Source organism: Geodermatophilus sp. SYSU D01119 (assembly GCF_054049975.1).
This window is the reverse complement of record NZ_JBJGYL010000006.1, coordinates 79,275-96,324: the sequence shown is the minus strand read 5'-3', so window position 1 is coordinate 96,324 and position 17,050 is coordinate 79,275. Positions and strand designations below refer to the sequence as shown.

Sequence of the window (17,050 nt, the reverse complement as noted above, 5' to 3'; positions counted from 1 at the left end):
CCCCGGGCGCTCGGGTACGCTGGTCGGGTTGCACCGCCCCGGACCGGGCTCCCTCCCGGGGCCGATGAGGCGGTGCGGCCCGTCCAGCACCCGGAGCCCGCGCCGGGGTGCGACCGGGACGCATCGCGGGACAGACAGCAGCGATCGAGGAGTTCAGTGGTGTACGCAGTCGTGAAGGCCGGTGGCCGGCAGCACAAGGTGGCCGTGGGCGACCGGTTCACGGTCAACCGTCTCGCGGGTGAGGCGGGCGACTCCGTCACCCTCCCGGCCCTGCTCCTGGTCGACGGCGACACCGTCACCAGCGACGCGCAGGCGCTGGCCGGCGTGACCGTGACCGGCGAGATCGTCGGGCACGGCAAGGGCCCGAAGATCCGCATCCACAAGTTCAAGAACAAGACGGGCTACCACAAGCGTCAGGGCCACCGTCAGCCGCTGACCGACGTGGTCGTCCGCGACATCACGAAGGGCTGACGACGACATGGCACACAAGAAGGGCGCCTCGTCCTCCCGCAACGGCCGCGACTCGAACGCCCAGCGCCTCGGCGTCAAGCGCTTCGGTGGCCAGGTCGTCAAGGCCGGCGAGATCATCGTGCGCCAGCGCGGCACCCACTTCCACCCGGGTCTCGGCGTCGGCCGTGGCGGCGACGACACGCTGTTCGCCCTGACCCCGGGCGCGGTCACCTTCGGCACCAGCCGTGGCCGCAAGACCGTCTCGATCACGACGGTCGACGCCTGACGGAGGACCCCGCCGCTCCCCACCGCTCGCACGCTCGCGGCGGGCCCCTGCGGCAGGGCCGACCTCAGGTCGCCACCACAGACACGTACCGCCACGAGCGCACGGGCCGCACGGCCCGTGCGCTCGTCGGCGTTGAGCAGGCAGTGAGCAGGTAGAGCAGACATGGCCGCGTTCGTCGACCGCGTCGTCGTGCACGTCGCCGCGGGCAACGGCGGTCACGGCGTCGCGTCCGTGCACCGCGAGAAGTACAAGCCCCTCGGTGGCCCCGACGGCGGCAACGGGGGGAACGGCGGCGACGTCGTCCTCGAGGTGGACCCCAACGTCCACACCCTCCTGGACTTCCACCACCGCCCCCACCAGAAGGCGGGCAACGGCCGCCCCGGCGCCGGCAGCCACCGCCACGGCGCCAACGGCGAGGAGCGCGTGCTGCGCGTCCCCGAGGGCACCGTGGTCAGCGTCGACGGCGAGGTGGTCGCCGACCTCGTGGGCGCCGGTACCCGGGTCGTGCTGGCCCAGGGCGGCAAGGGCGGCCTCGGCAACGCGGCGCTGGCCAACCCGCGCCGCAAGGCGCCGGGCTTCGCGCTGCTCGGCGAGCCGGGCGAGGCGTTCGACGCCGTGCTGGAGCTCAAGAGCGTCGCCGACGTCGGCCTGGTCGGGTTCCCCTCGGCCGGCAAGTCCTCGCTGATCGCCGCCATGTCCGCGGCGCGGCCCAAGATCGCCGACTACCCGTTCACCACGCTCGTGCCCAACCTCGGCGTCGTGCGGGCCGGCGACACCGTCTTCACGATGGCCGACGTGCCCGGGCTCATCCCCGGCGCGGCCACCGGCAAGGGGCTGGGCCTGCAGTTCCTCCGGCACGTCGAGCGGTGCGCGGTGCTGGTGCACGTGGTCGACATGGCCACCCTCGAGCCCGGCCGCGACCCCGAGACCGACATCGACGCCCTGACGCACGAGCTCGCCATGTACTCGGAGGACACGGCCGGCGGCCACGAGCTGGACCTCGTGGGCCGGCTGCGGGTCGCCGTCCTCAACAAGATCGACGTCCCCGACGGGCGGGAGCTGGTTGACCTGGTGCGCCCGGCGCTGGAGGCGCGCGGGCTGCAGGTGTTCCCGGTCAGCGCCGCCACGGGGGAGGGGCTGGACGCGCTCGGCTACGCGCTGGCCGCCGCCGTCGAGGACTACCGGGCCGCGCTGCCGGCGCCGGAGCCCGCCCGCGTGACGATCGTGCCGCGCGCCGTCGACGACTCCGGGTTCACCGTCACGGCGGAGGACGAGGACACCTTCGTCGTCCGCGGCGCCAAGCCCGAGCGCTGGGTGCGCCAGACCGACTTCACCAACGACGAGGCCGTGGGCTACCTCGCCGACCGGCTCAACCGGCTGGGCGTCGAGGAGGAGCTCACCCGCCTGGGCGCGCAGGAGGGCGACACCGTGGTCATCGGCGACGTCGCCTTCGACTTCCAGCCCAGCCTGCCCGCCGGCACGCCGCTGGCGGAGGAGACCGCGGGCCTCGGTGGCCGCGGCACCGACAGCCGGATCGACGCGCCGCACCGCGTGCGCGCCGCCGAGCGGCTCGCGGCCAAGAAGGCCCGCCGGGTGCCCTACGAGATGACCGAGACCTGGACCGACGAGGAGCTGCCCGGCGAGGAGGACGACGCGTGACCGCCCGCCCGGGGATCGCCGGGGCGGGCCGCGTCGTCGTCAAGGTCGGCTCCTCCTCGCTCACCACGCTGCCCGGCGGGCTCGACCCCGCCCGGCTCACCGCGCTGGTCGACGTCCTCGCCGCGGTGCGGGCGCAGGGGCGGGAGGTCGTGCTGGTGTCCTCCGGCGCGATCGCGGCGGGCCTGGCGCCGCTCGGCGTCGAGGGCCGGCCGCGCGACCTCGCCACCGCCCAGGCGGCGGCCAGCGTCGGCCAGCTGCGCCTGGTGCAGACCTACGCCGACGCCTTCGACCGGCACGGCATCACCGTCGGGCAGGTGCTGCTGACCGCCGACGACCTCACCCGGCGCGGCCACTACCGGAACGCCCGCCAGACGCTGGAGCGGCTGCTCACCCTGGGCGCGCTGCCGATCGTCAACGAGAACGACACGGTCGCCACCGAGGAGATCCGCTTCGGCGACAACGACCGCCTCGCCGCGCTCGTCGCGCACGTGGCCGCCGCCGACGCGCTGGTGCTGCTCTCCGACGTCGACGGCGTCTACGACGGCGACCCGCGCACCGGCCCGGCGCAGCTCGTCGACCGGGTGACCGGCCCGGCCGACCTCGCCGCGGTCACCCTCGGCACCGCCCGGCGCAACGGCGTGGGCACCGGCGGCATGGCGACGAAGGTGGAGGCGGCGTTCATCGCGTCGGGCGCCGGCGTGCCCGTCGTCGTCACGTCCACGCCGCAGGCCGCCGCCGCGCTCGCCGGCGAGCGGGTGGGCACGCTGTTCGAGCCCTCGGGACGCCGTCCGTCGGGCCGCCAGTTCTGGCTGCGCTACGCCAGCCGCCCGCGGGGGCGGCTGCAGCTCGACGAGGGCGCGGTCCGCGCGGTGCGGGAGCGGTCGGCGTCGCTGCTGGCCGCGGGGATCACCGGGGTGGACGGCGACTTCCTCGCCGACGACCCGGTGGAGCTGGTCGGCCCCGACGGCGCCGTCGTCGCCCGCGGGCTGGTCGCCTACGACGCCCGCGAGCTGCCCGGCCTGCTCGGCCGGCGCACGCCCGACCTCGACCCGGAGTACCGCCGCGAGGTGGTGCACCGCGACGAGATGGTGCTGGTCGGGCGCCCGCGGGCGGCTGGGAGACTGCCCGGGTGACGATCCGCCCCATCCGCGAGCTCGGCGATCCCGTGCTCCGCACCCCCGCCGACGAGGTGCGGGCCTTCGACCGGGAACTGGCCGCCCTGGTCCGCGACCTCGAGCAGACCGTCGACCACCCCGGCCGCGCCGGGCTGGCCGCGCCGCAGATCGGCGTGAGCGCCCGGGTGTTCAGCTACAACGTCGACGGCGAGATCGGTCACCTGGTCAACCCGCGGGTCGTGGAGCTGTCGGAGGAGACCCAGGACGGCGACGAGGGCTGCCTGTCGATCCCGGGCATCTGGGCGCCGACGGTGCGGGCGATGCACGCCGTCGTCGAGGGGTTCGACGTGCACGGCGAGCCGCTGCGGCTGTCGGGCTCGGGGCTGATGGCGCGCTGCCTGCAGCACGAGGTCGACCACCTCGACGGGAAGGTCTTCCTCGACCGGCTCACCGGGGACGCCCGCAAGGCGGCCCTGCGGGCGCTGCGCGACCGCTGATGGAGGACCTCGTCCTCCTCACCCCTCGCGAGCTCGGGGGCGAGCCCCTGGACGAGGCCTTACGGTCAGGTCTCGTGACCGACCTCGCGACCCGCGCCCGCACCCTCCTCGACCTGCACACCGCCCCCGAGATCCTCGTCCTCACCAACGTGTGGGACGTCGCCTCCGCCCGGGTGGTCGCCGCCACCGACGGCGTGCGGGCCCTCGCCACCGCCAGCCACGGCATCGCCGCGACCTTCGGCTACGAGGACGGCGAGAACATCCCGCTCGACCTGCACCTGGACATGGTCGGCCGGATCACCGCCGCCGTGGACCTGCCGGTGAGCATGGACATGGAGGCCGGCTACGGCGACGCCGGCGAGACCGCGCGCCGGGCCATCGAGAAGGGCGTCGTCGGGGGCAACCTCGAGGACCAGATGAAGCCGCTCGACGACGCCGTCGCCGCCGTGGAGGCCGTGGTCCGCGCCGGGCGCGACGCCGGCATCGACTTCGTGCTCAACGCCCGCACCGACGTGTTCCTGCAGGCCGCCGAGGGCGCCGACCGCGGTGAGCTGGTGGCCGAGGCGGTCCGCCGCGGGAAGGCGTTCCTCGAGGCCGGTGCCCCGGTGGTCTTCGTGCCGCGCCTGGTCGACCGCGACGAGATCGCGCAGGTGGTCGAGGGGCTCGGCCCGAACAGGCTGACGCTGATCAGCCCGCCCGGTGCCGCGCTGCCGGCCCGCGAGATGCAGGAGCTCGGCGTCGCACGGGTCTCGACCGGCCCGTTCACCCAGCGCGTGGCACTCACCGCGCTGCAGGACGCCGTCGTCGACATGGTCGGCGGCGGGGTGCTCCCGCCCGGCACCCGCGCGCTCAACTGAGGGAGGACCCCCGTGCCCCACGCTCCCTCGCAGGCTCGGGGCGGGCCCCTGCACGGGGGCCGTTCCAGCACCTCACCGGGAGGGGTCAGTCCGCGTAGGTGTCGGCCGGCGGGTCGACCGGCGTCACCGACTCCGGCGCGATGACCGGCTCGGGCCAGCCGCGGGTGGGGTGGGGCAGCGGCGGCGCCCAGGTGCCGACGACGTCGACCCACTGGTCGGCCGCGAGGTCGCCCTGCGGGCCGTCGACCACGACGGTGTGGGCGACGGCGTCGGCGGCGCAGCACTGGATGGCGATGCGGGTGACGTACCAGCCGCCGCCCTCGCGCGGGGTGACGAAGCCGGTGAGCCGCACGCGCCGGCCCTCGAACGCCGACGTGTCCTGCGCCAGCGCGCGGATGGCGTAGGCCGACAGGGGCAGCGTCCGGAAGTCCTCGCCCGGGTCGTCCGGGCCGATGCCCACCGCGACCGGCTGGTCGGCCACCACCTGCTGCGGCTGCCGGGCGGCGGTGAAGGACCCCAGGGCCGGCGGGGCCACGAGCAGCAGCACGGCGACCGGGGCCAGCATCAGCCAGGCCACCCGGGGCCCGTGGCCGTGGCCGTGGCCGTGGTCGTGGTCGTGGTCGTGCCCGTGGTCGTCGGTCCCCGGGGTCCGGGGGCGGCCGGGCCGCTCCCGGACCGCCCCGATCACGCCGAGCACGAGCAGCACGACCGCGGCGGCGAGCAGGAACGGCCGGAAGCCGGCCTGCACGTAGGCGAGGTGGGCGTCGGTGAGCGACACCCGGAGCGTCACGCCGCCGAGCAGCAGCAGGACGAGCGAGGCGGTCAGGCGGTCCACGGCCGGCTCCTCACCACACGACCTCCGCGACGGCCAGCGCCGCGAGCACGGCGACGGCGAAGGTGACCGGCGCGAAGCGCAGCGCGAACCGCCGGCCGAAGGTCCCCGACTGCAGGGCGACGAGCTTGACGTCGACGACCGGGCCGACGACGAGGAAGACCAGCCGCGAGGTCAGGCTGAACGAGGTCAGGCTCGCCGCCACGAACGCGTCGGCCTCCGAGCAGACGGCCAGCAGCACCGCGAGCACCGCGAGCACGAGCACCGACAGCACCGCGGAGCCCGCCACCGAGTCCAGCCACTCGCGGGGGACGGCGACGTTGAGGGTGGCCGCCGTCAGGCCGCCGACGACGAGGTAGCCGCCGGCGTGCACGAGGTCGTGCTGCGCCGCCTCCCGGAAGACCGCTGCCCGGGGCGTTCCGGCGGGGGCGCCGGCGCGGGCGGGCAGCCGCAGCCACTCACCGCGGCCGAACCGCGCCCACAGCCAGCCCATGACGAGCGCGACGAGCAGCGAGGCGGCGAAACGGGCGGCGGCCATGAACGGCTCGTCCGGGAACGCCACGGCCGTCGCCACGAGGACGACCGGGTTGATCGCCGGCGCCGACAGCAGGAACGCGAGGGCTGCGGCGGGGGCGACCCCGCGCCGCACGAGGCTGCCCGCGACCGGCACCGCCGCGCACTCGCAGCCGGGCAGCACCGCGCCGCTGAGCCCCGCCACCGGCACCGCCAGCCCGGCCCGCCGCGGCATCGCCCGCTCGAAGAAGTCGGCCGGGACGAACGCGGTGATCGCCGCCGACAGCAGCACCCCGAGGACCAGGAAGGGCAGCGCCTGCAGGCAGACGGCGACGAACACCGTCGACCACGCCTGCAGTGCCGGCGCGGTGAACGCCCCCGGCGCGAGGAACCGCACCGCCACGACGGCCAGGCAAGCGGCGACCAGGACGTCGGTGGGCAGCAGCCGGCGTCGCGGCGGCGCGGCGGGCGCCTCCGCGGTGGTGGTCGGGCCGGTCACGACCGTGGATCCTGCCCGGTCAGCTCGCGGCGTCGCCGCTGCCGCGCGGCACGCCGCGGGTGCGCACCAGCCGCGCGGAGTTGAGCGCGACGGCCACCGACGAGGCGTTGTGCAGCACCGCGGCCAGCACGGGCGACAGCGCCCCGCCGGCACCGACCAGCAGGCCCACGCCGTTGACCGCGATGGAGACGCCGTAGTTCTGGCGCACCACGCGCAGCGTGCGGTCGCCGAGATCACGCAGGTCCAGCAGGCGTCGCAGGTCGTCGCCGACCAGGGCGACGTCGGCGGTCTCGACGGCGACGTCGGTGCCCGAGACGCCCATGGCGACGCCGATGTCGGCCGCGGCCAGCGCCGGGGCGTCGTTGGTGCCGTCGCCGACCACGGCCACGGTGTGGCCCTCGGCCTGCAGCGCCGTCACGACGTCCTGCTTCTCGTCGGGCAGCACCTCGGCGCGCCACTCGTCGATGCCCAGCCGGCCGGCGACGGCGGCCGCGGTGACGGCGTGGTCGCCGGTGAGCATCACGATCCGGCGGACCCCGGAGGTGCGCAGCGCGGACAGCACCTCCGGCGACTCCGCGCGGATCTCGTCGCGCAGGCTCACGAGCCCGACCAGGTCGCCGTCGACGGCGAGCAGCAGCGGGGTCTCGGTGGCCGCGCGCAGATCGGCCAGCCAGGCCAGCGCCTCGGGCCCGACCGCCACGCCCTCGGCGGCCATGAGCGCCTCGCTGCCGAGGAGCAGCACCCGGCCGTCGGCCTGGGTGCGCATGCCGAGGCCGAGCAGCACCTCGCACTCCTCGTGCGGCGGGATGAACACGTGCCGCTCCTCGGTGGAGCGGATCACCGCCTGGGCCAGCGGATGCCGGGAGTGGATCTCGGAGCTGGCGGCGTAGCCGAGCACCTGCTCGGGCTCCCAGGCGGGGGAGAAGGAGACGACGTTGGTGACGACGGGGCGCCCGACGGTCAGCGTCCCGGTCTTGTCGAAGACGACGGCGTCGACCCGGCCGGCCGCCTCCAGGTGGGCGCCGCCCTTGACCAGCACGCCGCGGGAGGCGCCGTTGCCGATGGCGGCGCTGACGGCCGTGGGCGTCGACAGCCCAACCGCGCACGGGCAGGCGATGAGCAGCATGGTCATCGCCCGGCGCACGTCGCCGGTGACCAGCCAGGTGAGGCCGGCCAGCGCGAAGGAGGCGGGCACGAAGCGGCGGGAGAAGTTCTCCGCGACGGTCTGGATCGGCGCGCGGTCGTCCTGCGCCTTCTCGACGCGGGCGACGATCCGGCCGATCGCGGTGTCGGAGCCGGTGGCCGACGCGCGCACCACGATCCGCCCGCGGAGGCTGATCGAGCCGGCGTGCACCCGGGCGCCCGGCGCGACGGCGACCGGCAGCGGCTCGCCGGTGATGGCGGCCTGGTCGACGACGCCCTCGCCCTCGACGACCTCGCCGTCGACGGGCACGGTGACCTGCTCGTGCAGGACGACGAGGTCGCCCACGCGCAGCCGTCGCAGGTCCACCTGCAGCTCGCTGCCGTCGTCCTGGCGGACCCACGCGCTGGTCCCGCTGCCGGCGAGCAGGTCGGAGATCGCCCGGCGGGTGCGGCGCAGGGTGAGCGTCTGCAGCCACTCGCCGATGTTGAGCAGCCACAGCACCGTGAGCGCGACGACGTTCTCCCGCAGCAGCAGGCTGGCGAACGTGGCCGCGGTGACGAGCGCGTCGGTGCCCGCGGTCCGTCGGCCCGCGAGCGTGCCGACGGCGCCCTTGGCGAAGGGGTAGCCGGTGAAGACCGTCAGGGCGGTGACGGCCAGGCGGCTGCGGCCGGAGAGGACGGGCGGCCGGCCGAGGCCGTGGCGTCGGACGCCGAGCAGGACCAGCGCGGCCCCGCCGACGACGATGCGCACCAGCTCGGCGTTGGCGACGTCGGCCGAGCGGGGAGCGCGAGACACCTCCGCGTCGGCCGGCCGCTGCCCGGCCGCGTCGACCGCGGCCAGGACCGCCGTCCGGTCGGCGTCGTCGGACAGCCACACGACCACGTGCCCGGTGACCGGGAAGGCGTGCACCGCGAGGACGCCGGGCAGCTCGTCGAGGGCCTCCTCGGCGAGGACCGCCCGGGCGGGGGACCCGGTGAGCGCCGGCGCGGAGAGCCGCAGGCGGCCCGCCGCGTCGGCGACGACGGTCGCCGGCATCAGTGGCTGTGGTCGTGGCCGTCCGCGGAGCGGTCGGCCGGCGGGGGCACCTGCTCGCCGAGCCCGGCGTAGGCCTCGGCGCGCACGTCGCCGGCCGACAGCCGCATCCGCTCGACCGCCGCGTTCGCCCGCCGCGAGCCGACGATGCCCCAGCGGGTCAGCGCGACGGCAGCCTTGCGCGGGAGGCTCCCCGGCTCGCCGCGCTCGGCGGCGCGGACGACGAGCACGCCGACCACGCCGGTGCCGACGGTGCCGGCGGCCTTGCGGAGCAGGTGGGCGGTGCCCCCGGTGCGCCTGCTGGTCGTGCTCCCGTGCTCGGACATCCGGCCTCCCGTGTAACGCTAACGACAATCGTTATCGGGCGGGAGCCTACGGGTCCCCGTCCCGGGCGACTCAGCGGCGTCGCGACGACGGGTACGGGAGCAGGGCCATCTCCCGCGCCGTCGCGACGGCCCGCGCGACGCGCCGCTGCTGCTGGGCGGACAGGCCGGTGACCCGGCGGGCGCGGATCTTCCCCCGGTCGGACAGGAACGTCCGCAGCAGGTCGACGTCGCGGTAGGAGACCGGCCCCTCGATCCGGCGGGGCCGGCGCGACCGGGTGCGGCGCTGCGGGGTCACCAGCTGGACTTCCGGATGCCCGGCAGCTCGCCGGCGTGCGCCATCGCCCGGAACCGCACGCGGGACAGGCCGAAGTCGCGCAGGTGGCCGCGCGGTCGGCCGTCGACGGCGTCGCGGTTGCGCAGCCGGGTCGGGCTGGCGTCCCGGGGGAGCCGCTGCAGGGCCGCGCGCGCGGCGTCGCGCTCCTCGGGTGCGGGGGCGGTGCGGGCCGCCTCCTTCAGCTCCGCGCGTCGCTCGGCGTACCGGGCGACCACCTCGCGCCGCCGCCGGTCGGCGACCACCTTCGACGTCTTGGCCATCTCAGCGCTCCTCGCGGAAGTCGACGTGTCGCCGCACGACCGGGTCGTACTTGCGCAGGACCAGGCGGTCCGGGTCGTTGCGGCGGTTCTTGCGGGTGACGTACGTGTAGCCGGTGCCCGCCGTGCTCTTCAGGCGCACGACCGCCCGGATGTCGGTGGCGCGGGCCATCAGCCGCGCCTCCCCGGGCCGAGGCGCCGGCGCGCCTCGGGGTCGGTGGCGCGGATCCGCGCGACGACCGACTCGATGCCGCGGGCGTCGATCGTCCTGATGCCCTTGGCCGAGACGGTCAGGCGGATCCAGCGGTTCTCGCCGGGCAGGAAGAAGCGCTTGTCCTGCAGGTTCGGGTCGAACCGGCGCGACGTGCGGCGGTGGGAGTGGCTGACGGCCTTCCCGAAGCCGGGGCGGCGGCCGGTCACCTCGCAGTAGGTGGCCATGGGGTCCTCTCGTCGGGGGTGGACGGGAGCACACTAACGAGAACGATTGTCGTTAGCGCTAGGGTGGGGGCATGAGCGACCGCCGCACCCCCGTCGTCCTGGTGCCGTCCCTGTCCCGCCACCTCGGGGCCACCGCCGCGCGGGCCCTGCTCGACCGGCCGGGGGTGGTCGTGGTGCACCACGACGTCGGGCAGCTCGGCCAGGGCGTCGTGATCCGCACCGTCCTCGGCCCGGGTCCCGGGCGCGGGGCCACGACGGCGCTCGAGCTGGCCCACGGCTGCCTGTCGTGCACGCTGCGGCTGGACCTGCTGCCGTTGCTGCGGGACCTCGCCGGTCGCCCCGACGTCGACCGGGTGGTCCTCCACCTCGACCCGGCGCTCGAGCCCGAGCACCTGTGCTGGGCGATCGAGCAGGTGGTGCTCGAGGACGGGTCGGGAACGGCCGGGGACGCGGTCCGGGTCGAGGCCGTCCTCGCGGTGGTCGACGCCGCCACCTGGCTCGACGACGCGACGGGCGGCGAGCAGCTCGCCGACCGCGGGCTCGCCGCCACCGCGGAGGACGACCGCACCCTCGCCCAGGTCGCCGTCGACCAGGTCGCCTTCGCCGACGCGGTGCTGGTCGCGGGGGAGGCCGCCGGCCCGTGGGACGACCTGCGGCTGGCCGCCGTCCTCGACCGCCTCGTACCCGGCGTCCCGCGGGCGGGGCTGGACACCTCGCCGGAGGTCCTGCTCGCGGCCGTCCCGGACGGTGCCCGGCGCGGCCGGATCACCTCCGCGCACGACCCGCTGCTGTCCGGTCAGCCGCCGCTGCACGAGGACGCCGGCGTGCGGCTGGTGCGTTTCACGCCGCGCCGCCCGCTGCACCCGGGCCGCCTCCACGACGCCCTCGACGTCCTCCTCGACGGGGTCGTCTGCTCCCGCGGCCGCCTGTGGCTGGCCACCCGGCACGACCGGGCGGTCTGGCTGGAGTCGGCCGGCCAGGGCCTGCGCGTGGCCGACGCCGGGCCGTGGCTCGCCGCGCTCGACGACCCTGCCTGGGACGAGGTCGACGCCGAACGGCGGGTGGCGGCCGCGCTGCGCTGGCACCCGCTGTTCGGCGACCGGCACACCGAGGTCGTCGTGCTCACGCACCGACAGCCGGGCGAGGAGATCGTCGCGGCGCTCGCCGCGGCGGAGCTGACCGACGACGAGCTGGCGCTCGGCCCCGACGGCTGGCGCGACCTCCCCGACCCCTTCGGCGGCTGGCACGAGGACCCCTGCGAGGCGTCCACCCCGGCCGACGACGACAGCACCCACGCCACCACCCGAGAGGAGCACTCCTGATGCGTCCCGGCATCCACCCCGAGTACCGCACCGTCGTCTTCCGCGACGCCTCCACCGGCACCACCTGGCGCACCCGGTCGACGATCACGTCGTCGGCCACCGTCGAGGTCGACGGCGAGGTGCTGCCGCTGGTCGTCGTCGACACCAGCGCGGCCTCGCACCCCTTCTGGACCGGCAACCAGCGGGTGCTCGACACCGCGGGCCGGGTCGAGCGGTTCCGCCGCCGCTACGGCGACCACGGGCGCGGCTGACGTGGCCGCCCCGGTCCGGCCGCGCGTCGCCGACCCCGGCGGGCCCGACCCCGGCGGGCCGGTCCTGGCCCTGTGCCTGGGGCGCCGCTGCTCCGCGCTGCGCGCGCTCTCCGGCACGTCCGGCACCGTCGAGGCGCTGGGGGCGGCCGTCGCCGGCACCCGCGGCGCCGTGCTGGTGACCGCCGGCTGCCTGGGCCCGTGCGCCCTGGCCGCCGTGGGCGCGGTCGCCCACCGCGACGGCGAGAACGGGTGCTCCGGGCGGACCGTCTGGCTCGCCGGCGTCCACGAGGGCGAGCGGGCCGACGCGCTGGCCGGCTGGATCGGCGCGGGAGGGCCGGCGCCGGACGAGGACCCCGACGCCGGCCTCCCGGTCCCGCTCGTGCCCGCCGTCGCGGGACTCGGCCCGCCGATGCGCCTGGGGGGGCTGAGGCGGGCGCCCGGGCTCAGACGGTGACGCCGGCCCGGGGGAGCACCAGGCCGCGGACCTCGAACTCGGTCAGCACCGTGGGGGTGCGGGGGCGCCCCTGCAGCACCTCGGCTGCCGCCGGTCCGACCACCTGAGCGCTGACGCGCTCGAAGTCCTCGCGCGACTCCCACACCTCGACCACCTGGAAGCCGGCGTCGGTCGCCCGGGCCAGGTGCACCAGGAGTCCGTCCACGACGCCACCGGTGCGCTCGAGCAGCGCCCGGTGGACGGCGTCGTAGAGCTCCACCGGCTCGGCCACGTCCATGGTGACGGCGAACGTCATGGCGTCCTCCTCGTGTCCTGCCGGCGGCCCTGCGCCGCCGGCAGCCGTCGCAGGCCCTCGCCGGAGAGCCGGTGCACCGTCGCGGTGCGCCCCGTGACCAGCAGGAGCAGGTCGCCGGTCGCGCCCTCGACGGGAGCGCCCTCGCCCAGCACGAGGTCGCTGTCGGTGGCCCGCAGCTGCAGGCCGGCCAGCCGCCTCCGCACGCCGAACGGGAAGCTCATCGCCCACGCGCGCCGGGCCGACACGGCCGCGGCGGCCGGCGGGACCGGCCGCGTGCGCCCCAGCGGCAGCGCGATGTCCTGGCCGTGCACCAGGACGTCGGTGAGCGGCTCGACGGGGGAGACGAACGGCGCCCGCCGCCGGGAGCCCACCATCGCCCGGATCCGGCGGCCGTACTCCGCGTCGGGCAGCGGCCCCAGGCGGAGCGCGGTGTCGCGGATCATCCGGTTGAAGCTGCCCCCGGCGCGGACGGCGGCGACCGTCGCGGGCCACGGCCCCATCTGCGCCAGCGTGAGGTGCGCGGCGACGTCGCGGACCCGCCAGCCGCCGCAGAGAGAGGGCGTCTCCCACTCGGCGGGGGAGAGGTCGTCGAGCAGGTCGGCGAGGCTCGCCCGCTCGGAGTCGATGGTGCGCCAGACGTCGTCGGTGTCCATGGCGGTCTCCGCGGAGTTGGTACGATGTCCTGACCATTCAGTCAGAGCATCTGACCATCGTCAAGGGGTCCCGTGACCGAGCCCGACTCCCAGAACCTGGGCCTGCTCTGCTTCTACCCGCACCGCGCCATGGAGGCCCGGCTGCTCGCGGCGATGGCCGAGAAGGGGTTCGGCGACATCACCGCCGCCCAGGGGCGCATCGCCGCACGCATCGGCCCGCACGGGACGCGGCTGACCGACCTGGCCGAGCAGGCGCTGGTGACCAAGCAGACGGCGGGCCACCTCGTCGACCAGCTCGAGCGTGCCGGCTACGTGCGCCGCGTCCCCGACCCGACCGACGCCCGGGCGCGGCTGGTCCAGATGGCCGAGCGGGGCTGGGCCGTCATCGCGCTCGCCCGCGAGGTGGAGGCGCAGGTGGAGGCCGAGTGGACCGCCCACCTGGGGGAGGAGGCCACCGCGCAGTTGCGCGCGGCCCTCACCCGGCTGCGCGAGGTGACCGACCCCTACCGCTGAGCGGCGGCGCAGGCCGCGCAGGTGCCGAAGACCTCGACCTGGTGGGAGACGTCGGCGAACCCGTGCTCGGCGGCGACGCGGGCGGCCCAGCGCTCCACCGGCGCGTCGGCGACCTCGACCGTCGTCCCGCACGAGCGGCAGACCAGGTGGTGGTGGTGCACCGGCGAACAGCGCCGGTAGGACGCCTCGCCGTCGTCGTTGCGCAGGACGTCGACCAGGCCGTCGTCGACCAGGGCCTGTAGCGCGCGGTAGACGGTCGCGAGACCCACGGCGTCGCCGCGCTCGCGCAGCAGGGCGTGCAGGTCCTGCGCGCTGCGGAAGCCGTCCTGCTGCTCGAGCAGCGCGAGCACCGCCGTCCGCTGGCGCGTCTGCCGGCGGGCGGGCACCTCGGTCGTCTCCGGGCTGCTCACGCGCGCTCCGTCCTCCCCGCCGGGGGCGTCCCCACCGGGTCGCCCGTGTGCTCGTCCGTGTGCTCGTCCGTGTGCTCGTCCGTGTGCTCGTCGTAGTGCACGCCGCTGCCGGTCCGGTGCGGCGCGTGCAGGTGGCCGTCGTGGTCGTAGTCCACGTGGTCGCCGTGCGGCACCGCCCGGTGCCCGCAGCCGGTGCCGTGCTCGTGCGGGTGGGCGGCGTGGACGACGACCCTACGCCCGTGCCGCCGCCGCGCCGTCGCGTCGCGCAGGGCCACCCCGGCGGTGACGGCCAGGAACAGCGCGATCGCCAGCAGCACGATGGTGCCGCCCGAGGGGGTGCCCGTGTAGTAGGAGCCGGCGGTGCCGGAGACGCTGACGACGACACCGATCGCGCACGCCAGGTAGAGCGTGCTGCGGAAGCTGCGGCCCACGAGCTGCGCGACGGCGCTCGGCAGGATCATGAGCGCGCTGATCAGCAGCAGGCCGACCACCCGCATCGACAGCACGACCGTCGAGGCGACCAGCGCCGCGAGCACGGTGTTCAGCGCCAGCACCGGCAGGCCGACCGCGCGGGCGTACTCCTCGTCGTCGCTCACCGCGTACAGCCGCTGCCCGAGCAGCCAGACGACGCCCAGCACGACGACGGTGATGACGCCGAAGACCGCGACGTCGGCGGCCGTCGTCGTGGTGATCGCGCCGAACAGGTAGGCGTCGAGGTTGGTGGCCTGCCCGCGCGGCGCGAGCGACAGCAGCACCACACCGCCGGCGATGCCGCCGTAGAACAGGACGGCGAGGGCGACGTCGCCGCTGGTGCGCCCGCGGGCGCGGACCAGCTCGATCAGCACCGCGCCGAGCACGGCGGCCACCAGCGCGGTGCCCACCGGCGCGCTGGAGGTGAGCACCCCGACGCCGACGCCGGTGAGCGCGACGTGGCCGAGGCCGTCGCCGAGCAGCGACAGCCGCCGCTGGACGAGGAAGACGCCGACGGCGGGCGCGACCAGGCCGACCATCAGCGAGGCGAGCAGCGCCCGCTGCATGAAGCCGTACTCGAGCAGTTCCACGTCAGCGGCTCCCGTCGCGGACCCGGACGGCGTCGGGCGCCGGGCGGGGCTGGTCGAGGGAGTAGCCCCGGGCCGGCCGCTCGGCGGCCTCCGCGGGGTGGTGGCAGTCCGGCCCGGCCGGGGCGCCGGCGCCGGCGAGCGGCCCGTCGTAGGTCAGCCGCCCCGAGTCGACGACGACCGCGCGGGTGAGCACCCCCGCCAGCGGGCCGGTCTCGTGGGTCACGACCACCAGTGTCGTGCCGCCCGCGGACACCCGGGCGAGCACGCCGGCCAGCGCCGCCTGGCTGGCCGCGTCCACGCCGGCGGTCGGCTCGTCCATGATCAGCAGTTCGGGCTCGGCGGCCAGTGCGCGGGCCACGAGCACCCGCCGCTGCTGCCCGCCGGACAGGGCGGCGACCGGGTCCTCGAGCCGGTCGGCGAGGCCCACGGCGTCCACGGCCTCCGCGACGGCGGCGCGGTCGCGCGGGCCGGGTCGGCGGAACAGCCCGAGCCGGGGCAGCCGGCCGACGGTGACGACCTCGCGGACGGTCGCCGGCATCGCGCCGCTCACCGTGTGCCGCTGCGGCACGTACCCGACCCGCCCGCGCTCGCGCAGCCGGCCGACCGGGGCGCCGAGCACCTCGACGGTGCCGCCGAGCACCGTGGCCAGGCCCAGGACCCCGCGGGACAGGGTGGTCTTGCCCGACCCGTTGGAGCCGAGCACCGCGAGGGCCTCGCCGCGCCGCACGGTCAGGTCGGCGTCGCGGACGATCGCGACGTCGCCGTAGCCGATGGTGGCGCCGGCCAGGCGTAGCGCGGGGTCGTTCATGCGCAGCCCTGTCCCTCCTGCAGCGTGGCCAGGTCGGCGCGCATGACCTCGAGGTAGTCCGAGCCGGCCGACTCGTCGGTGAGGCCCTCGAGCGGGTCGAGCACGGCGGTCCGCACGCCGGCCTCCTGCGCGACGGTCTCGGCGACGGCGGGGTCGACGAGGGTCTCGGTGTAGACGGTGGTCACGCCGGTCTCCCGCACCAGGGTGGAGATCTCGGCGAGCTGCTCGGGGCTGGGCTCCGTGGAGGGGCTCAGGCCGCTGATGCCGACCACCTCCAGACCGTACCGGTCCGCGAGGTAGCCGAAGGCGTCGTGGGAGGTGACCAGGGTGCTCACCGCGCAGTCGGCCAGGCCCTCCTGCATCTCGGCGTCGAGGGCCTCGAGGTCGGCGCGCAGCGCGGCGGCGTTCTCCTCGTAGGTGGCGGCGCCGTCGGGGTCGGTCTCGGCCAGCCGCTCGGCCAGCGCGTCGCCGACGTCGGCCAGCCGGGTCGGGTCGAGCCAGAAGTGCGGGTCGGTGACCTCCTCGCCCTCGGCGTGCTCCTCCTCGGCGTGCTCCTCCTCGCCCTCCGCGTGCTCGGCGTGCTCCTCCTCCGTCTCGCCCTCGTGGGAGTGCTCCTCGGTGGTCAGCGAGAGGTCGGCCGCCTGGCCCGCGTCCCAGGTGTTGTCACCGGCCTCGGCCGCGGCGTCGTCGAGCGCCGGCTGGAAGCCCTGGAGGTAGACGACGAGGTCGGCCTCGGTGAGGGAGGCGACGTCGCGCGGGGTCAACTCGAGGTCGTGCGGCTCGGCGCCCGGCGGGGTCAGCGAGGTGACGTCGACCCGGTCGCCGCCGACCCGCTCGGCCGCCCACTGCAGCGGGTAGAAGGCCGCGACGACGCCGACGCCGTCGGACGCCGCGGCCGCGTCGTCGCCGGAGCCGCAGGCGGTCAGCAGGAGGGCCGTGGCCGAGGCGGCGGTCGCGGCGAGCACGCGCGTCGAGATCGTGGGCATGAGAACCATTCTCACACACCGGCGACACGCCCGGCAGGGAGGGGCGGCGGGTAGCGTG

Annotated in this window: 24 protein-coding genes; 10 read left to right on the top strand and 14 right to left on the bottom strand. The window is 76.3% G+C overall.

Going from position 1 to position 17,050, the window contains the following annotated elements; all coding sequences use genetic code 11:
• The first annotated feature begins 159 nt into the window (after positions 1-159).
• The 6 genes from rplU to ACI79X_RS06375 all read left to right on the top strand — a co-directional run bounded on the left by rplU (position 160) and on the right by ACI79X_RS06375 (position 4,864).
• Positions 160-471 (top strand): 50S ribosomal protein L21, encoded by a 312-nt coding sequence (rplU, locus tag ACI79X_RS06400; protein WP_073419147.1) that lies wholly within the window; start codon positions 160-162, stop codon positions 469-471.
• 7 nt (positions 472-478) lie between these two features.
• Positions 479-736, top strand: a complete 258-nt coding sequence (gene rpmA, locus ACI79X_RS06395; protein ID WP_073419148.1) for a 50S ribosomal protein L27 — start codon at positions 479-481, stop codon at positions 734-736.
• Positions 737-898: 162 nt separating this feature from the next.
• Entirely contained in the window at positions 899-2,395 is a 1,497-nt protein-coding gene (gene obgE, locus ACI79X_RS06390; protein WP_457024584.1) for a GTPase ObgE, read from the top strand.
• The gene (proB, locus tag ACI79X_RS06385; RefSeq protein ID WP_457024583.1) at positions 2,392-3,528 is read left to right on the top strand and encodes a glutamate 5-kinase; all 1,137 of its coding nucleotides are present in this window, start codon (positions 2,392-2,394) and stop codon (positions 3,526-3,528) included. The genes obgE and proB overlap by 4 nt, the downstream gene beginning before the upstream one ends.
• Positions 3,525-4,007: a peptide deformylase gene (gene def, locus ACI79X_RS06380; protein WP_073419151.1), complete on the top strand. Its 483-nt coding sequence runs from the start codon at positions 3,525-3,527 to the stop codon at positions 4,005-4,007. The genes proB and def overlap by 4 nt, the downstream gene beginning before the upstream one ends.
• A gap of 74 nt (positions 4,008-4,081) precedes the next feature.
• Positions 4,082-4,864, top strand: coding sequence for an isocitrate lyase/PEP mutase family protein (locus tag ACI79X_RS06375; protein ID WP_457024582.1), 783 nt, complete (start codon positions 4,082-4,084; stop codon positions 4,862-4,864).
• A gap of 85 nt (positions 4,865-4,949) precedes the next feature.
• Here the strand turns inward: ACI79X_RS06375 and ACI79X_RS06370 are convergent, their stop codons facing one another.
• The 8 genes from ACI79X_RS06370 to rpmB all read right to left on the bottom strand — a co-directional run bounded on the left by ACI79X_RS06370 (position 4,950) and on the right by rpmB (position 10,239).
• Positions 4,950-5,699, bottom strand: coding sequence for a TIGR03943 family putative permease subunit (locus ACI79X_RS06370; RefSeq protein WP_457024581.1), 750 nt, complete (start codon positions 5,697-5,699; stop codon positions 4,950-4,952).
• Positions 5,700-5,709: 10 nt separating this feature from the next.
• Positions 5,710-6,708: a permease gene (locus tag ACI79X_RS06365; RefSeq protein WP_457024580.1), complete on the bottom strand. Its 999-nt coding sequence runs from the start codon at positions 6,706-6,708 to the stop codon at positions 5,710-5,712.
• A 19-nt stretch (positions 6,709-6,727) separates the two neighbouring features.
• The gene (locus ACI79X_RS06360; RefSeq protein ID WP_457024579.1) at positions 6,728-8,887 is read right to left on the bottom strand and encodes a heavy metal translocating P-type ATPase; all 2,160 of its coding nucleotides are present in this window, start codon (positions 8,885-8,887) and stop codon (positions 6,728-6,730) included.
• Entirely contained in the window at positions 8,887-9,210 is a 324-nt protein-coding gene (locus ACI79X_RS06355) for a DUF1490 family protein (RefSeq protein WP_457024578.1), read from the bottom strand. Before ACI79X_RS06355 ends, ACI79X_RS06360 begins: the two co-directional genes overlap by 1 nt.
• Before the next feature lie 70 nt (positions 9,211-9,280).
• On the bottom strand, positions 9,281-9,505 hold the full coding sequence (gene rpsR / locus ACI79X_RS06350) for a 30S ribosomal protein S18 (protein ID WP_457024577.1): 225 nt from the start codon (positions 9,503-9,505) through the stop codon (positions 9,281-9,283).
• Entirely contained in the window at positions 9,502-9,804 is a 303-nt protein-coding gene (rpsN, locus tag ACI79X_RS06345; RefSeq protein WP_457024576.1) for a 30S ribosomal protein S14, read from the bottom strand. Before rpsN ends, rpsR begins: the two co-directional genes overlap by 4 nt.
• Before the next feature lies 1 nt (position 9,805).
• Entirely contained in the window at positions 9,806-9,973 is a 168-nt protein-coding gene (rpmG, locus tag ACI79X_RS06340) for a 50S ribosomal protein L33 (protein WP_457024575.1), read from the bottom strand.
• Complete coding sequence (gene rpmB, locus ACI79X_RS06335; protein WP_457024574.1) at positions 9,973-10,239, bottom strand: 50S ribosomal protein L28; 267 nt, start codon at positions 10,237-10,239, stop codon at positions 9,973-9,975. Before rpmB ends, rpmG begins: the two co-directional genes overlap by 1 nt.
• A 71-nt stretch (positions 10,240-10,310) precedes the next feature.
• On the opposite strand from rpmB, the gene mrf reads away from it, so the two are divergent.
• From mrf to ACI79X_RS06320, 3 genes are read left to right on the top strand one after another with little or no spacing between them, the layout of a single operon-like run.
• Complete coding sequence (gene mrf / locus ACI79X_RS06330; protein ID WP_457024573.1) at positions 10,311-11,561, top strand: ribosome hibernation factor-recruiting GTPase MRF; 1,251 nt, start codon at positions 10,311-10,313, stop codon at positions 11,559-11,561.
• Entirely contained in the window at positions 11,561-11,812 is a 252-nt protein-coding gene (locus ACI79X_RS06325) for a type B 50S ribosomal protein L31 (protein ID WP_457024572.1), read from the top strand. The genes mrf and ACI79X_RS06325 overlap by 1 nt, the downstream gene beginning before the upstream one ends.
• Before the next feature lies 1 nt (position 11,813).
• On the top strand, positions 11,814-12,266 hold the full coding sequence (locus tag ACI79X_RS06320) for a hypothetical protein (protein ID WP_457024571.1): 453 nt from the start codon (positions 11,814-11,816) through the stop codon (positions 12,264-12,266).
• Here the strand turns inward: ACI79X_RS06320 and ACI79X_RS06315 are convergent.
• Positions 12,256-12,561: a hypothetical protein gene (locus tag ACI79X_RS06315; protein ID WP_457024570.1), complete on the bottom strand. Its 306-nt coding sequence runs from the start codon at positions 12,559-12,561 to the stop codon at positions 12,256-12,258. The genes ACI79X_RS06320 and ACI79X_RS06315 overlap by 11 nt on opposite strands.
• Positions 12,558-13,214 carry a maleylpyruvate isomerase family mycothiol-dependent enzyme gene (locus ACI79X_RS06310; protein ID WP_457024569.1) on the bottom strand — a complete coding sequence of 219 codons (657 nt, stop codon included), beginning with the start codon at positions 13,212-13,214 and terminating at the stop codon, positions 12,558-12,560. Before ACI79X_RS06310 ends, ACI79X_RS06315 begins: the two co-directional genes overlap by 4 nt.
• A gap of 72 nt (positions 13,215-13,286) precedes the next feature.
• Here ACI79X_RS06310 and ACI79X_RS06305 point away from each other — a divergent pair, with 72 nt between their 5' ends.
• Positions 13,287-13,727 (top strand): MarR family winged helix-turn-helix transcriptional regulator, encoded by a 441-nt coding sequence (locus ACI79X_RS06305; RefSeq protein ID WP_457024568.1) that lies wholly within the window; start codon positions 13,287-13,289, stop codon positions 13,725-13,727.
• Here the strand turns inward: ACI79X_RS06305 and ACI79X_RS06300 are convergent.
• From ACI79X_RS06300 to ACI79X_RS06285, 4 genes are read right to left on the bottom strand one after another with little or no spacing between them, the layout of a single operon-like run.
• Complete coding sequence (locus ACI79X_RS06300; RefSeq protein WP_457024567.1) at positions 13,718-14,137, bottom strand: Fur family transcriptional regulator; 420 nt, start codon at positions 14,135-14,137, stop codon at positions 13,718-13,720. The genes ACI79X_RS06305 and ACI79X_RS06300 overlap by 10 nt on opposite strands.
• Positions 14,134-15,198, bottom strand: coding sequence for a metal ABC transporter permease (locus tag ACI79X_RS06295; RefSeq protein WP_457024566.1), 1,065 nt, complete (start codon positions 15,196-15,198; stop codon positions 14,134-14,136). The genes ACI79X_RS06300 and ACI79X_RS06295 overlap by 4 nt, the downstream gene beginning before the upstream one ends.
• 1 nt (position 15,199) lies before the next feature.
• The gene (locus tag ACI79X_RS06290; protein WP_457024565.1) at positions 15,200-16,006 is read right to left on the bottom strand and encodes a metal ABC transporter ATP-binding protein; all 807 of its coding nucleotides are present in this window, start codon (positions 16,004-16,006) and stop codon (positions 15,200-15,202) included.
• Positions 16,003-16,992, bottom strand: coding sequence for a metal ABC transporter substrate-binding protein (locus ACI79X_RS06285; protein WP_457024564.1), 990 nt, complete (start codon positions 16,990-16,992; stop codon positions 16,003-16,005). Before ACI79X_RS06285 ends, ACI79X_RS06290 begins: the two co-directional genes overlap by 4 nt.
• Positions 16,993-17,050: the final 58 nt, after the last annotated feature.

Excerpts from the sequence above, each read along its gene's own strand:
- rpmA (WP_073419148.1), top strand. The coding sequence starts at position 479 with ATGGCACACAAGAAGGGCGCCTCGTCCTCCCGCAACGGCCGCGACTCG.
- obgE (WP_457024584.1), top strand. The coding sequence starts at position 899 with ATGGCCGCGTTCGTCGACCGCGTCGTCGTGCACGTCGCCGCGGGCAAC.
- ACI79X_RS06360 (WP_457024579.1), bottom strand. The coding sequence starts at position 8,887 with ATGCCGGCGACCGTCGTCGCCGACGCGGCGGGCCGCCTGCGGCTCTCC.
- ACI79X_RS06355 (WP_457024578.1), bottom strand. The coding sequence starts at position 9,210 with ATGTCCGAGCACGGGAGCACGACCAGCAGGCGCACCGGGGGCACCGCC.
- rpsN (WP_457024576.1), bottom strand. The coding sequence starts at position 9,804 with ATGGCCAAGACGTCGAAGGTGGTCGCCGACCGGCGGCGGCGCGAGGTG.
- rpmG (WP_457024575.1), bottom strand. The coding sequence starts at position 9,973 with ATGGCCCGCGCCACCGACATCCGGGCGGTCGTGCGCCTGAAGAGCACG.
- rpmB (WP_457024574.1), bottom strand. The coding sequence starts at position 10,239 with ATGGCCACCTACTGCGAGGTGACCGGCCGCCGCCCCGGCTTCGGGAAG.
- mrf (WP_457024573.1), top strand. The coding sequence starts at position 10,311 with ATGAGCGACCGCCGCACCCCCGTCGTCCTGGTGCCGTCCCTGTCCCGC.
- ACI79X_RS06325 (WP_457024572.1), top strand. The coding sequence starts at position 11,561 with ATGCGTCCCGGCATCCACCCCGAGTACCGCACCGTCGTCTTCCGCGAC.
- ACI79X_RS06315 (WP_457024570.1), bottom strand. The coding sequence starts at position 12,561 with ATGACGTTCGCCGTCACCATGGACGTGGCCGAGCCGGTGGAGCTCTAC.
- ACI79X_RS06310 (WP_457024569.1), bottom strand. The coding sequence starts at position 13,214 with ATGGACACCGACGACGTCTGGCGCACCATCGACTCCGAGCGGGCGAGC.
- ACI79X_RS06290 (WP_457024565.1), bottom strand. The coding sequence starts at position 16,006 with ATGAACGACCCCGCGCTACGCCTGGCCGGCGCCACCATCGGCTACGGC.
- ACI79X_RS06285 (WP_457024564.1), bottom strand. The coding sequence starts at position 16,992 with ATGCCCACGATCTCGACGCGCGTGCTCGCCGCGACCGCCGCCTCGGCC.